This window comes from Massilia varians (assembly GCF_027923905.1).
Classification (GTDB): domain Bacteria; phylum Pseudomonadota; class Gammaproteobacteria; order Burkholderiales; family Burkholderiaceae_D; genus Telluria; species Telluria varians_B.
Genome location: NZ_AP026966.1, coordinates 1,600,743 through 1,615,699, shown reverse-complemented (window position 1 = coordinate 1,615,699; position 14,957 = coordinate 1,600,743). Strand labels below are relative to the sequence as shown.

Below are 14,957 nucleotides of genomic sequence, written 5' to 3'. Positions count from 1 at the left end.
CGATTCCACGCGGTGTCCGGTCGCAGGGGTGGGAAACCTGTCGCCGTGGTTTGTTGTATCGCCGCCAACTTTTTTGTAATCGGACGATTATAACGAGCTATCCAGATGAGCCGCGCGCGATAGACAGGGTCATGCAAAACGCGCCTGATACTCGCTGGGCAGCACCCCGAGTTGCATCGAAAACGCGCGGCGCAGGTTGTATTCCGTGCCATGGCCGCTGTCGCGCGCCGCCCGCTTGACCGTCATGCCCGGCCGCTCCAGCAGCCGGCAGGCGGCGTCCAGGCGCAGGCGCGCCAGCAGCTGGGCGGGCGTGATGCCGGCTTCCTGGCGCAGCCGCCGGTGCAGGGTGCGCACCGACAGCGCGCAGGCCGCGGCCATGTCTTCCACCTCGATGTCCTGCTGCAGACGCGGACGCAGCCAGGCCGTGAGTATGGCGCAGGTGCCCTGCTCTGCGCCAGGCGGCGGCATGCGGGAACCGAACTGGCGCTGGCCCCCGGGGCGCTTCAGGAACATGACCACCCGCCGCGCCACCGCCAGCGCCGCGGCGCGGCCCAGGTCTTCCTCGACCAGGTCGAGCGCCAGGTCCATGCCCGCGCTGATGCCGGCCGAGGTATGGTACTTGCCGTCCCTGACGGTGAAGGCGTCGTCCTGGACCGCCAGGTCCGGATGCTGGATCCGCAGATCGGGGACTTCCTGCCAATGGGTGGCGGCGCGGCGGCCGGCGAGCAGGCCGGCGCGGGCCAGCACGAAGGCGCCGGTGCACACGCCGCAGGTACGCGCCGTCGTACTGTCGGCCTGCCTGACCCAGTCAAGCAGAACGCTGCCCTCGGCCGGCAAGTCGGCGAGCTTTCCGCCGGAGACGACGAGGGTGGCGCCGGCCGGCAGTGCGGACGGCAGCGGCGCGGTCATGACCGCGATGCCGGACGACGACGCTAGCTGCCCGCCGCCGTCGGCGACCAGGTGCAGCCGGTAGGGCGGCGCACGTCCGGCATCCCGGGCTTCGTCATTGGCGGTGGAAAAGACCTGGATCGGGCCGGTCGCGTCCAGCAGCATGAAGTTCGGGAACACCAGCAGCCAGATGTCGATGCCGGATGTGCCGGCGCCGGCGCCGGTACCGGTATGCGTGTCGGGTGGAATGCTCATCGTGGCAGATATTCCGCGATGATTGGCATGAATGTCAACGTCCCGGCCCTTACAATGCGCTCCGTTTCCATTCATGCAGGAGAATATCGCAATGCGCTCGACGATGCCATTCGAGGCATGATGCAGAGCCGCCAGGTCCCGGGCCTGGCCCTGGTGGTGGTCAAGGACGGGAAGATCGTCCGCGCACAGGGCTATGGCCTGGCCAACGTGGAGCACGGCGTGCCGGTCACGCCCGACACCGTGTTCCAGGTCGCCTCGACCGGCAAGACCTTCACGGCCGCGCTGTTCCTGCTGCTGGAGAAGGACGGCAAGCTGAAACTCGACGACCCGATCTCGCGCTACCTGGACAACACCCCGACAGCATGGAAAGGCATCACGATCCGCCACCTGCTCACGCACACCTCCGGCCTGGGCGATCCATACACGAAGATCGACCTGCGCAAGGACTACACGGACGAGGAACTGATCGCGCTCGAAGCATCGATGCCGCTGCTGTCCGCCCCCGGCGAGCGCTTCGCGTACAGCAACGCCGGCTACCACCTGCTCGGCTTCATCGCCAGGCGGGTCGGCGGCAAGTTCTTCGGCGACCAGCTGGAGGAGCGCATCTTCGCCCCGCTCGGTATGAAGACCGCCGGCGTGATCAGCGAAGCCGACATCGTGCCGGGACGCGCCGCCGGCTACGAGCGCATCGACGGCAAGCTGCAGAACCAGCGCTGGGTGGCGCCCAGCCTGAACCGGACCGCGGACGGCACCATCGCGCTGAGCGCGCGCGACCTGGCGCGCTGGAGCATGGCGCTGGATGGCGAGGCCGTCCTGGACGCCCGCGCCAAGGAGGCCAGCTGGACGCCGGCGCGCCTGAACGACGGCAGCAGCGGACCCTATGGCCTGGGCTGGTACCTGGGCAGCCAGAATGGCCACCGTGTGGTCCAGCATGGCGGCGCCTGGCAAGGCTTCAAGGCCGCCCTCCAGCGTTATCCCGACCAGCGCATGACCGTGGTGGTACTGGCCAATTCGGCGGCGGCGCGCCAGGGCAAGATCGCCGACCTGGCCGCCGCCCACTACGTGCCGGCACTGGCGACGCCCCGTCCGCCGGCCATCGCCGACCGCGATCCGGCCGGCACCGACCGCGCGCGCAAGGCGATGGAAGCGCTGCTCGCCGGCCGCATCCCGGAGGGACTGTCGGCCAGCGAACGCGGCCGCTACAACCAACGCTGGGTCACGCAGATCGCGGCCGAGTTCCGCGATTACGGTGCGCTGCGCACGGTGGAGGTGCTGGCACGCAGCAGCGAAGGAAGCGGCAAGCAGGCGCGCTACCGCTTCCTGTTCGAGAACGAGACAGCGTTGATGGCGCTGCACCAGGACCGCGACGGCCTGATCGAGCGCCTGGGTATCTCGCTGGAGTGATGGTCGATCAAGCCTGGCGGGCGCTCGCATCGACAGCGGAATCGACAGAGAAGCGGAAGCGCGACTCGGTCTGGTACACCTCGCCCGGACGCAGGATCACGTTCGGGAAATGCGGCTGGTTGGGCGAATCCGGGAAGTGCTGCGGCTCCAGGCAGAAGCCGCTGCGGTAGGCATAGGTCTGCCCCTTGCCGGTGAGCGAGCCGTCCAGGAAGTTCCCGCTGTAGAACTGCACGCCCGGTTCTTCGGTGAACAGCTCCAGCACCCGGCCGGAATGCGGCTCGAGCGCGCGGGCGGCCAGCGTCATGCCCTTGCCATGCGGCTTGTTGAGCGCGAAGCAGTGGTCGTAGCCCTGGCCGTTGCGCAGCTGGACGTCGTCATCCATGATGCGCGAACCGATCGGACGCGGCGTGCGGAAATCGAAAGGCGTGCCCTCGACCGGCGCCAGCGCCCCGGTCGGAATCGATTCCTCGTCGATGGCGACAAACGCATCGGCATCGATGCCGAGGACGTGCCCGAGGATGTCGCCGCCGCCGGCCAGGTTGAAGTAGCTGTGCTGGGTCAGGTTGACCGGCGTGGGCGCATCGGTCACCGCATGGAAGCGCACCACCAGTTCGCCGGTATCGAGCAGCGCATACACCACGGTGACCTGGAGCGTGCCCGGATAGCCCTGCTCGCCGTCGCGGCTGGTGTAGGCCAGGCGCAGGCTGTCGCCTTCCACCGTGGCCTGCCACTTCACCTTGTCGAAGCCGGGAACGCCGCCGTGCAGGTGGTTGTTGCCGTTGTTGACCGGCAGTGCGACTTCCCGGCCGTCGAGCGTGAAGCGGCCCTTGGCGATGCGGTTGCCGTAGCGCCCGATCAGGGCCCCGAAATACGGGCTGTCGGACACATAGGGTGCGAGCGTGTCGAAACCCAGCACCACGTCGGCCAGCCGCCCGTCGCGATCGGGCGCGTGCAGCTCGGTGATGATGCCGCCGAAGTCGATGATCCTGGCCACCATGCCGCCGGCATTGGTGAGCGTGAACTGGGTGATGGCTTCGCCGTTCGGCAGTGTGCCGAAGGGGGCTTGTGTGATACCGGTACGCACGTTGTTCTTGTCCTTGGGAGGGTCGATGCGCCGATCCTAACATGGTGTGCAGACATGCCCGCGCAACGTAGCTCGCCCTTGCTGATCGGTGGTTTCGTTACGCATTTACAACACTGTGCTAAGTAGAACCACTTAGTTTGTGCTGGATCGTGCAGCTTTTTGGCCACGCGCACATGCTTCTACAAAACCGAATAAGCAAAGAGCTAATGAATCGTGGCATCATTTCGACTGCACTGGTAATGTAAGCTTTTTGCAACTGTACGTTTCTGTCAAATATTCAAAAGACAAAGAGAACGGCGTTCGGAAACACCATTCATCCATCCACACTGGAGATATCAATGAAAAAGAAGAGTCTGGCCATCGCCATGCTGTCCCTCCTGCCGCTGGCAGCCGCCCAGGCGCAAACGAGCGTCCAGATCTACGGCGTCGCCGACGCCTCGGTCGGCATCGAAGACACCGACGCGCCGGGTGAAGACAGCCGCACCGTGATCAGCTCGGGCACCCAGGGCACCAGCCGCATCGGCTTCCGTGGCACCGAGGACCTGGGCAATGGCCTGAAGGCGCTCTTCAACATCGAAGCAGGTTACGCCATCGACACCGGCGCCCAGGATGCCGCCGGCCTGTTCCAGCGCCGCGCCGTCGTCGGCCTGCAGGGTTCCTTCGGCACCGTCACCATCGGCCGCGAATACGGCCCGATCGCCGCGGTGGCCCAGTCGGCCGACCCGCTCGGCCATGCCTATTACGGCTCGGCCCTGACCGGCTTCGGCAACGGCCGCCTGACCCGCCGCCTGTCGAACTCGGTGAACTACAAGAGCAACGACCTGAGCGGCCTGACCTTCCTGGCCGCCTACAGCGCCGGCGAACGCCAGACCAATGACCCGTCGGGCAACCTGGTCGGCGCCGCGGTCGAGTACAAGAACGGCCCGCTGTACCTGGGCGCGGGCTACCAGCAGACCGAGCGCCTGGCCACCGGCGACGACAAGGAATACACCTTCGGCGCCGGCTACAACTTCGGCGTCATCGACGTGCGCGGGGTCTACATGGAAGCCGACCCGACCGGCGCGAACAACGAGTTCAAGTACATCTCCCTGGGCGCCACCTACACCGCAGGCCCGAACAAGTTCCACCTGACCGGCCACCAGCAGAAGCTGGAAACCGGCGCCAAGGGCAATGGCATCTCGGTTGCCTACAGCTACGCCATGTCCAAGCGCACCAACCTGTACAGCTCCTACTCCCACCTGCGCAACAACGGCCGCGCAGCCTTCGGCCTGGTCTCTCCGGGCGGCAGCTTCGCACCGCCGGCCACCGCGCTCGGCGCCGATCCGTCGGTGTTCAACGTGGGTGTGCGTCACTCGTTCTAAACGGGCGTCCACAATCGGGATAGGGGCAGTCAGCATGCTGACCGACCCCTCCCACACCACCCGGCATGCGGGTCCGCACCGGGCGGTTCGAGTAGTTGAGGTTAAGTGAGGCGAGGCATGCCAAGGCGGTCGAAGTAGCCAATCGTCAGGACGTTGTTCAGGGCAAGCCTGCTGTTGCGCCACCAGCTGCGGTTGTTCCCCGCAACCAGAGCAGCGACTTTCGGCGTTGCCCCCAACTTTCGCAGCTCTCGATAGATGGTAGGCCCACATCGCCACTGTTTCAGGTGAATTGCACGTAGACGGTGGCGCATCCACTTGTCCAGCTCTCGCAGGGCAGTCGGGGTTTGCGCCAGTCCGAAATATGCTTTCCATCCCAATACGTAGCTACGCAGCCCATCAATTACCTCGGCAATGCTGCGTCCACCTGATCGACGAGTAAGTTGCCTGATCTTCTGCCGGAATGCCTCCAGCGCCTTCTTCGACACCGCGCGTTTCACCTCGCCTTCAGGGCCCATCCACAGCTCATAGCCCAGGAATTTGCGGCCAAACGCCCGGCTCACTGCACTTTTCGATTCGTTGATCTTCAGGTGCAGCTTGTCGTACCGGCGCTTGAGCAAGATCATTACCCGCTCGCCTGCCTTCTGGCTGCGCACGTACACGTTGCAGTCATCGGCATAGCGGGCAAAGCGATGCCCCTGTCGTTCCAGCATCCGATCCACCTCGTCGAGAAGCACGTTGGCCAGAAGCGGCGAGAGCGGTCCGCCTTGCGGCGTCCCTTCTCCCCGCTCGACCACCACGCCGCCATCCATGATCCCCGCGTTCAGGTAGGCGCGTACCAGCCGGATAACTCCGGCGTCGTTCACGCGTTTCCTTAGGCGGTCGATCAGGATGTCGTGGTTGACCCGATCAAAGAACTTCGACAGATCGACGTCGACCACGGTGCGGTAGCCTTGTTGCACGTATTGCTGTGCTGCAAGCACGGCATCACGCGCACGCCGGCCGGGCCGGAACCCGTGGCTGTGTTCACTAAAGGTGGGATCGATCAGCGGTTGCAGCACCTGCAATAGTGCCTGCTGAATCAAACGGTCGCTTACGGTGGGTATTCCCAGTTCACGCTCGCTTCCGTCCGGCTTTGGAATGCCGACGCGCCGCACCGGCATGGGCAGGTACGTGCCTTCCAACAGTTGCTTCCTGATGGCAGGCCAAGCGTGCTTCAGGTGCTGTCCGGTCTGGGCAATGTCCAGACCATCGACGCCTGCGGCTCCCTTGTTCGTCTTCACGCGTTTCCACGCGCGTTGCATGTTCTCCCTCGCGAGCGCTTGCACAAGCAAGTCTCGCCCTGTGTCTTCCAGTTCCTGTCGCGGGAGTCGTGTTTCATCGCTGGTTGCATCGGACGAGGCTTCACCCCGCCTTGCCGCGACCCGCCCCGCTGATGCGGGCATCTGATGCCGTACATGATTCATCGACAAGTTGTTCGACACTCCTACTCGTTCGGCCCTTCGCTAAAAAAAAAACTTAGCTACTATGGCCTCTGCTGACTTCTCGCTCCGTGTCGCCACGTCGCCCTTTCAGGCATGAGGCGAGATCTCCCCAAGGTAAGAACGCACTCCTTCCCTGCACAACCGCCGAATTTACGCCGCCTCGCTTTGACCACAAGAGCTTCGCGGAATGTTGCCCGCTCGCCCTGCTCGGCAGCGCCTTCTATTCGGTTCTTGTCCATCGGCTCGCAGTTTCGCTCCACGCTTCCTCCCCACGCTCGGTCGCCCTTACGCAGTTGCGCTTCACTTCGCTCGCTGTGGTCAGCTTACGGCGGGACTTGCACCCGCAAGAGTGCGCCCATGCTGGGCGCACAACAAGAACGGCAAGCCTCGCGGCTTGCCGTTTTTTTTATGGGGCCACTGGCTTGCTTACGCCGCCAGCGCCTTCAACGCACGCTGCGGCGCACGCACGGGTTCCGGCGCCGCCTGTTCGCCGGCGCCGAGGCGGAAGACCGCCATCGCCGCGTTCAGCTTGGCCGCCTGCTCCTTCATCGCTTCGGCCGCCGCCGCGGCTTCTTCCACCAGCGCGGCGTTCTGCTGCGTCACGTGGTCCATCTCCACCACCGCCCCGTTGATCTGCTCGATGCCGGCGGTCTGCTCCTGGCTGGCCGAGGTGATCTCGCCCATGATGTCGGTCACGCGGCGCACGCTGTCGACGATCTCCTGCATGGTGGCGCCGGCTTCGGCCACCAGCTTGCTGCCGTTCGCGACCTTGCCGGTCGAGTCGTTGATCAAGGCCTTGATTTCCTTGGCCGCCGCCGCCGAGCGCTGCGCCAGGTTGCGCACCTCGGTCGCCACCACCGCGAAGCCGCGGCCCTGCTCGCCCGCACGCGCCGCCTCGACGGCCGCATTCAGCGCCAAGATGTTGGTCTGGAAGGCGATGCCGTCGATGACGCCGATGATGTCGCTGATCTTGCCGGCCGAGGCATCGATATCGGACATGGTGCCCACCACCTGCTTGATCACGGCGCCGCCGCGCTGCGCCACCTGCGACGCCGCTTCCGCCAGCACGTTGGCCTGGCGCGCATTGTCGGCGTTCTGCTTGACGGTCGAGGTCAGTTCTTCCATCGAGGACGCGGTTTCCTCCAGCGAGGACGCCTGCTGCTCGGTACGGCTCGAAAGGTCCTGGCTGCCGGCCGCCACTTCCGAGGCGGCCACGGTGATGGCATCGGTGCCGCTGCGCACGGTGCCGACGGTGCGCGCCAAATTCTCGTTCATGGTCTTCAGCGCCTGCAGCAGCAGGCCGGCTTCGTCGCGGGTCCTCACCTCGATGCGGCTGCTCAGGTCACCGGCGGCGACCGTGTTCGCCACTTCCAGCGCGCGCTGCACCGGACCGGTGATCGAGCGGGTGATCCACCATCCCACGCTTGCCGCCAGCGCCAGGGCCAGCGCACCCAGCGCCCACATCATGCGGACGGTGTCGTCGTAGGTGCGCTGCGCTTCGGCGGCCTTGTCCATGGCGATCGATTTCTGCAAGGCCGACTGCTCGTTGATGTCCTTCTTCAGCGCCGCCAGCCTGGGACGCATCTCCTCGGCCAGGTATTGGCGCGCCTCCTCGTCCAGTCCGTCGTTGACGAGCTTGATCAACTGCTCCTGGCCCTGCATGTAGCCGCCCATCTTCTGCTTCATTTGCTCCAGCAGCGCACGCGCCTGCGGCATGTGCAAGCTCTTGTCCAGTTCCGCCATGTCGTGGTCGATCGCCTTGCGCGCGGCGGCGATCGCCTCGAGCTGCTTGCTGCGGTCGCTGCGCTCCTGGTTGAGCATCATGTTGCGCAGTGCGATCGCGATCGCGTCGACCTGGCCGAGCAGGTGACCGCTTGTCTCGAGCTTCGGCATGCGGTTGTTGACGATTTCATCGGTGCCGGCATTGATGCGGCCCAGCATGGTCGTGCTGATCCCGATCATGCCCACGAGCAAGACGCAGAGCAGGCCGAAGCCGAGACCGAGGCGCGTGCCGATTTTCAGGTTGGCGAGGTTCATGTGGTTCTCCTTATGGCCGGGCTTCCTGCCCGCCGGGTGATATCCGTTTATGCGGCTTTCTGCACGTCGGCGATCAGGCCGAGCTGCTCGGAGCTCATCAGCTTGTCGATGTCCAGCACGATCAGCATGCGCTCGCCGACCGTGCCCAGGCCGATGATGGTGTCACCGTCCGCACTGGCGCCCATCTCGGGCGCCGGGCGCATCTGCTCCTCCGTCAGGGTGACCACGTCCGACACGCTGTCGACCACCATACCGATCACGTGGTTCTTGATGTTCAGGACGATGACGACGGTGAACTGGTCATAGGTCGGCTCTCCCAGATTGAACAGGATGCGCATGTCGACGATCGGGACGATCGCGCCGCGCAGGTTCATGATGCCCTTGATGCAGGCCGGCGCGCCCGGCAGCATGGTCGGCGCTTCGTAGCCGCGGATCTCCTGCACTTTCAGGATGCTGATCGCGTACTCTTCCTTCGCCAGGCGAAAGGACAATACTTCCTTGTCTTGGTTGGTCTCGTGGATATCCATCGTTTCACTTTCTGTCTTCTTGCATGTAGTTTTATTGCCCATGCGCAAGATACATTACGTCCAATCGGGTACGGATTCGATGGAGAAATAGCAATACAGCCTATTTTTTGGTTCATCGCGTTTTGCCGGGAAACGCATCCTTGATTTTCAGGAAGAAGTAGGATGCATCCCGAAATCCGTAGGCCATGCGCTTGATGACTTTGATGCGGTTGTTGACGCCTTCCAGGATCGATGAGTTCATCGGATAGATGGCCGAAGCCAGAATGCCGCGCCGGTACTTGGCCAGCCGTTTGGCAAACTGGATCAGCGGTGTGATATGGCTTTCCAAGGCGAGTTTGAGCCAAGCCTTCCATCGACGAGCACCTTCCCGGACCGATGGCGCATACCAGATCTCTTTCAATTCGGTCTTGAGCAGGTAGACCGTTGCCAGCGGCTGATTGGCGGCGAGCAGTTCTTCGAGCTTGACGGCCTGTTCGGCCTTGAGGTTGTCGCGGTTGCGTAGTAACAGCCAGCGGCTACGCTTGATGACCTGGCGCGCTTTTGGTTCGGCCCGTAACGTATTGGCTTGATCGACGCGCACCCGGTCGACGACTTCGCGGCCGAAGCGGGCCACGACATGAAACAAATCGTAGACCACCTCCGCGTTTGGACATTGCTGACGCACTTCAAGGTCCATGGCCGTGTTCATATCCATGGCCACCGCCTCGATTCGCTGGCAGCCTTGCTCGCCCAGCAGCTCAAAGAATGGCCGGATCGCTTCCCGGCTGTTGCCTTCCCCAACCCACAAGACGCGCATACGCTCGGCATCCATGGCCACGGTAGCGTAGCGATGGCCCTTGTGCAGGGCAAATTCGTCCATGACCAAGCGGCGTACGCCCACCGCCGAGAAGTCGCCGTGCAGCTGCTTTAGTCGCCGATGATCAATCTCTTTGATGGTATGCCAGTGCAGCCCGGTCAACCGGGCTATATGGGCTATGGGCAGCAACTGCGCCAGCGCCTCGACCCACAGACGCACGCGGTGCGTGATGCGCGCCCGGCGGTCGAGCCAAACAATGTGCTCGGCCACTCGTGCATTGCAGTGATGGCAGTCCAGCCGCCGTACCGGCACATCGAGCCAGACGCGCTTGTCCAGAACGTCGCGATCGCGCACCTTACGCCTTCGGCGCTCATGCACCAGGGCGCAAGGCTGGTGGCACGCTCCGCACACAGCATCCCTTGCCGGGCAGGTATCGAGAACGATTAACAGTGATCCGTCTTCTTGTTCTTGGACGGTGTCGACAATATGGCCTTCCCAAAACGGGACAGACGACATAGCATTGAGCATGGCGGTGGTTTGATAGACTGATTTGTTTGGCGACTATCAATCTACCAACATCAGGCCACCGCCACCACCTCCCGATTAGATCGTCAACCCCGTCTTCCCCCATTCCCCGCGAAGAACCTATTTTTTTGCCAAAACCTTGCATGGTATGGCTTCAGTGCAACGCTTTTGTCCCGGTTCACGGCTGAGCTCTTGTTGTTCAGAAAACATATCGCACGAGCGTTCGTCTCGGCTCGAGATCGCCATCGGACCGCAAATCGCGGTGCCTTGGCGAAATGTCACGTAGAATCAGGGATTACCAAGTGTCCAGAAGATAACGTGACCGGCACCACCTCCTCCATCGTCCGCAGGCCCCTGCGCGCCTACCTGCTCTGGCTGGTGCTGGCCACCCTGCTGCCCGGCCTCATCGGTGCATCGATCCTGTTCGTCCACCAGTATCGGAAGGCGCAAGCCCAGATCGACAAGAACACGCTGCAGACGGTGCGCGCGCTGGTGCACAGCACCGACAACAAGCTGCGCGAGGCGCGCTCGATCGCCCAGACCCTGTCCACCATCGACGCCCTCGAAGCCGAGGATTTCGCCCGCACCCATCACCAGGCGCGCGAAGCGCTGGCGCTGGCCGGCGGACGCATGAACGCGGTGCTGCGCGACCGCAGCGGCCAGCAGCTGATCAATACCGCGGTCGACTACGGCACCCCGCTGCCGCGCCATCCCACCCCTGGCATCGAGCAGGTCTTCGCCAGCAGCCGGCCGGCGGTGTCGGACGTGTTCCAGGGCGAACTGCGCAAGGGCGCGCTGGCCAGCGTCGACGTGCCGGTGCGCGTGCGCGGCCAGCTGCGCTACGTGCTGAGCATCGGCCTGGGCCCGGAAGAATTCGACAGCCTGCTGGGCCCGGCCTCGGTGCCGGAAGGCGCAGTCGCCTCGCTGTTCGACCGCAAGGGCACCATCTTCAACCGCAACCTCAACCGCGACACGTCGATCGGCCAGCCGGTCAATCCCCTGTTGCGCAGCGCCGCGGCGCGCCAGCCGGAAGGCACGATCGCTTCGATCTCGCGTGAAGGCGTGCCCCTGGTGAGCACTTTCGCCCATTCCTCCCTGAGCGGCTGGGGCGTGGTCATCGGCGTTCCGCGCGAGACCCTGCGCGCCGAGCTGCTGGGGCAGCTCGCCCTGATGGCGGGCGTCGCCGCGGCCCTGTTCGCGATCGGCCTGTGCCTGGCATGGCTGATCGGCGGCCGCCTGGCGCGCTCGGTGCAGGCCCTCACGGGCCGGGCGCAGGCGCTTGGCAAGGGCCACACGCTGCCGCCCCTGGAGGACGTGCACGTGCGCGAGGCGTCCGAAGTGGCAGCCGCCATGGCCGATGCCGCCGCGCTGCTGTCGGAGCGCTCGCGCCAGCTGTCGGCCAAGGAATCGGCACTGCGCGAAACCCATATGCTGGCGCGCTTCGGCACCTGGCAGTGGCAGCTCGGCAGCGAAGAGATCGAAGTCTCCGATTCGGTGTCCCACATCTTCGGGCGTCCGATGCCGCCTTTCGCGCAGCAGCGCGGCACCGTGCTGAGCGAAGCGTCGTGGCTGCAGGTGCAGCGCCTCACGGGAGAACTGGTGCGCCAGGGCGGCAGCGGCAAGCTGCAGCTGCACGCGGTCCACGCCGACGGCCACCGCATCTGGCTCGACTACCGCTGCGAGAGCGTGCACGGGCCGGACGGCCGGGTGACGGCGCTGCGCGGCAGCATGCAGGACATTTCCGAACGCGTGCGCGCGGAGGAAGCCCTGCGCCAGGCCGACCAGCGCAAGAACGAATTCCTGGCGATGCTGGCGCACGAGCTGCGCAACCCGCTGGCGCCGATCTCCTCGGGCGCCCAGCTGCTCGGCCAGGACAGCCTCGATCCGGCGCGGGTCAAGCAGATCAGCGCCATCATCGCGCGCCAGGCGCGCCACATGGCCGGCCTGGTGGACGACCTGCTGGACGTCTCGCGCGTCACGCGCGGCCTGGTGGTCCTGAGCAAGGAGCGCGTCGACATCAATGCGGTCGTGCAGGACGCCGCCGAACAGGTGCAGGCGCTGGTGCACGGCAAGGAGCACCGCCTGGAGGTGCAGCTGCTGCCCCAGCCCTGCTTCGTGCTGGGCGACCGCAAGCGCCTGGTGCAGGTGGTGGGCAACCTGCTGCACAACGCGGCCAAGTTCACCGAGCGCGGCGGCCGCATCGCGGTCGCGGTCAGCTGCGCCGGCGCTCAGGGTGCCGAGAACGTGCTGGTGGAGGTGCGCGACAACGGCATCGGCATGCTGCCCACTGAACTGGAACGCGCCTTCGACATGTTCGTGCAGGGCGAGCGCACGCCCGACCGGTCGCTCGGCGGCTTGGGGATAGGCCTGGCGCTGGTGCGCAGCCTGGTCGCGCTGCATGGCGGCAGCGTCCATGTGGCGAGCGGCGGCCACGGCATGGGAAGCAGCTTCACGGTGCGCCTGCCGCGCTGCCAGGAACGCGCCGGCGACACGACCAGCGCCGGCAGCGCCGCGGCGCCGGGGGCGCGCCTGAGGGTGCTGGTGGTGGACGACAACGTCGACGCGGCCCAGATGCTGTCGCTGTACGTGAGCGCGCAGGGCCACGAGGTGCGGGTGGAACACGACTCGCTCGAGGCGCTGGCGCAGGCCGCCAGCTTCGCGCCCGAGCTCTGCCTGCTCGACATCGGGCTGCCCGAGATGGACGGCTACGAGCTGGCGCGCCGCCTGCGCCGCCACCCGGCCACCGCCCACGCCACCCTGGTGGCGGTGACCGGCTACGGCCAGGACCAGGACCGGCGCAACAGCGCGCAAGCCGGCTTCCAGCACCACCTGGTCAAGCCGGTGGACATGGCGGCGCTGGAGAAGATCCTCGCGGGCGCGGCGGCCGAGTCGTCCTGAATCCTTGCGGCGCCCTCCCGCGCGCGCCTATACTTGCCGTTCACCGAACAGGGACACGCCATGACCATCACCCGCCGCACCGCCGCTACCGCACTGGTCGCCCTGGCCGCCCTGCCCCTCGCCACCAAGGCCCGGAACCGGCCTGACAAGAAGGAAGCCGCCCCCATGTACGGATTGATCGGAAAAATGCGCGCCCAGCCGGGCCAGCGCGACGCCCTCATCGCCATCCTGCTGGAAGGCACGGGCGCCATGCCCGGCTGCCTCAGCTACGGCATCGCCAAGGACAAACTGGATGCCGACGCGCTGTGGATCACCGAGACCTGGGTCGACCAGGACAGCCACAAGGCCTCGCTGTCGCTGCCCGCGGTGCAGGCGGCGATCGCCAAGGGGCGTCCGCTGATCGCCGGCTTCGGCGAGCGCTTCGAGACCGAGCCGGTCGGCGGCCACGCCACGATGTCCAAAAAAACGGTGTAGCGTCAGGCGGCGGTGGGCGCGCCCGCGAAGGGCCGCGCGTCAAGCGGGATGTCGATCACGAAGGCGGTGCCCTCTTCGAGGGAACTGGACATCATCACGCTGCCGCCATGGGCTTCGGCCACCCGCCGCACGTAGGGCAGGCCCACGCCCCAGCCTTCGTCATTTCCCTCCGCCAGGCCCTGCCTGCCGGCGCGGCGGTAGAGCTGGAAGATGCTCTCGCTGTCTTCCAGCGCGATCGGCGGCCCCTGGTTATGCACCATCAACTGCACCCGTGTCGCCGTGCTCGCGACCGTCACCCGGATCGGCGCAATCCGGTCGCCGTACTTGATCGCGTTGTTGACCAGGTTCTCGACCGCGCGCCGGATCGCATCCGCACACCACCAGCCTTCGAGCGGCTCGGCATCGATCGCCAGCGCGATCGGATGGAAGGCCTCGGCCGACTGCGCCACCTCGCGCACCAGCCCCGCCAGGTCGACCCGGTCGATCTGCAGCCTCACCTTGCCGGTCTTGCAGAAGGCGATGCGGTCGAGCAGCTCGCGCGTCATGCCGTCGATGCGCTGGGTGCTGGCCACGATCTTGTCGGCGAAGCGGCGCGCGTTCGGATCCTGCGAGGTATGGTTGATCATCTCGGCCGCCATCTGGGCCGTGGACAGGGGCGTGCGCAGGTCGTGCGCCATCGCGGCGACGAACTGCTCGCGCAGGGCCGCCTGCACCACCGTGAAGGCGTTCGCGCTCTCGCGGATGGTGGCGTCGATGTGGGCGAACAGCGTGGCGCGCTGTCCGTCGTCCAGCAGCACGCCGTGGCGCTCCAGCTCGCGGAACAGGACGTTGCGGAAGATCTGCATCTCGTGGATGACGGCGGTGGCGTCGTAGCTCGTCATGCGCGCCCGCTCCCCGCCATGCTCGCTGGCCAGCGCGCCGAGGTCGGTAAGCAGGCGCGCCGAACGCTTCGGGGTGAGCAGCGCCGCCAGGGTGTCGAAATAGGCCGGCAGCGTGTTCTCGGCGATCGGAGGCGCCAGTTCCCGCGCCTGCGGCACCGCGGCGTGCACTTCCACCAACCAGGCATCGATGATGGGGCCGCGCAGCGCCAGCATCGCCCGCGTCACGGGCGACAAATCGGGATCGTCCGGGGACAGATGTCCGGTCAGCTTGGCGCTCATCGGGAAAACGGTCGCGTTGTCAGAGTGGAACGTGATCTCAGTCTACACGACGGTCTTTACGGGCGGC

At 65.7% G+C, this 14,957-nt stretch carries 11 protein-coding genes; 4 read left to right on the top strand and 7 right to left on the bottom strand.

The genetic code is table 11. The annotated features are described in order from the left end of the window. Positions 1-129: 129 nt before the first annotated feature. Complete coding sequence (locus MasN3_RS07390; protein ID WP_281913292.1) at positions 130-1,143, bottom strand: GlxA family transcriptional regulator; 1,014 nt, start codon at positions 1,141-1,143, stop codon at positions 130-132. 54 nt (positions 1,144-1,197) lie between these two features. Here MasN3_RS07390 and MasN3_RS07385 point away from each other — a divergent pair, with 54 nt between their 5' ends. Beyond that, a complete protein-coding gene (locus tag MasN3_RS07385) occupies positions 1,198-2,547 on the top strand; it encodes a serine hydrolase domain-containing protein (protein WP_281913291.1) in 1,350 nt (449 codons plus the stop codon). A 7-nt stretch (positions 2,548-2,554) separates the two neighbouring features. Here MasN3_RS07385 and MasN3_RS07380 read toward each other — a convergent pair whose 3' ends face one another. Next, on the bottom strand, positions 2,555-3,631 hold the full coding sequence (locus MasN3_RS07380) for an aldose epimerase family protein (RefSeq protein WP_281913290.1): 1,077 nt from the start codon (positions 3,629-3,631) through the stop codon (positions 2,555-2,557). Between the two features lie 338 nt (positions 3,632-3,969). Here MasN3_RS07380 and MasN3_RS07375 point away from each other — a divergent pair, with 338 nt between their 5' ends. Then, positions 3,970-4,992 (top strand): porin, encoded by a 1,023-nt coding sequence (locus MasN3_RS07375; RefSeq protein WP_281913289.1) that lies wholly within the window; start codon positions 3,970-3,972, stop codon positions 4,990-4,992. Between the two features lie 101 nt (positions 4,993-5,093). Here the strand turns inward: MasN3_RS07375 and ltrA are convergent, their stop codons facing one another. The 4 genes from ltrA to MasN3_RS07355 all read right to left on the bottom strand — a co-directional run bounded on the left by ltrA (position 5,094) and on the right by MasN3_RS07355 (position 10,349). Further along, positions 5,094-6,455, bottom strand: coding sequence for a group II intron reverse transcriptase/maturase (gene ltrA, locus MasN3_RS07370; protein ID WP_370662351.1), 1,362 nt, complete (start codon positions 6,453-6,455; stop codon positions 5,094-5,096). A 444-nt stretch (positions 6,456-6,899) separates the two neighbouring features. Next, the gene (locus tag MasN3_RS07365; RefSeq protein WP_281913288.1) at positions 6,900-8,510 is read right to left on the bottom strand and encodes a methyl-accepting chemotaxis protein; all 1,611 of its coding nucleotides are present in this window, start codon (positions 8,508-8,510) and stop codon (positions 6,900-6,902) included. A 47-nt stretch (positions 8,511-8,557) separates the two neighbouring features. Then, entirely contained in the window at positions 8,558-9,037 is a 480-nt protein-coding gene (locus MasN3_RS07360) for a chemotaxis protein CheW (protein WP_281913287.1), read from the bottom strand. A gap of 112 nt (positions 9,038-9,149) precedes the next feature. Then, entirely contained in the window at positions 9,150-10,349 is a 1,200-nt protein-coding gene (locus MasN3_RS07355; protein WP_370662345.1) for an ISL3 family transposase, read from the bottom strand. Between the two features lie 327 nt (positions 10,350-10,676). On the opposite strand from MasN3_RS07355, the gene MasN3_RS07350 reads away from it, so the two are divergent. Beyond that, positions 10,677-13,256: a hybrid sensor histidine kinase/response regulator gene (locus MasN3_RS07350; RefSeq protein ID WP_281913285.1), complete on the top strand. Its 2,580-nt coding sequence runs from the start codon at positions 10,677-10,679 to the stop codon at positions 13,254-13,256. 60 nt (positions 13,257-13,316) lie between these two features. After that, complete coding sequence (locus tag MasN3_RS07345) at positions 13,317-13,730, top strand: putative quinol monooxygenase (RefSeq protein ID WP_281913284.1); 414 nt, start codon at positions 13,317-13,319, stop codon at positions 13,728-13,730. A 2-nt stretch (positions 13,731-13,732) separates the two neighbouring features. Here MasN3_RS07345 and MasN3_RS07340 read toward each other — a convergent pair whose 3' ends face one another. Further along, positions 13,733-14,890: a sensor histidine kinase gene (locus tag MasN3_RS07340; protein ID WP_281913283.1), complete on the bottom strand. Its 1,158-nt coding sequence runs from the start codon at positions 14,888-14,890 to the stop codon at positions 13,733-13,735. Between the last annotated feature and the right edge of the window lie 67 nt (positions 14,891-14,957).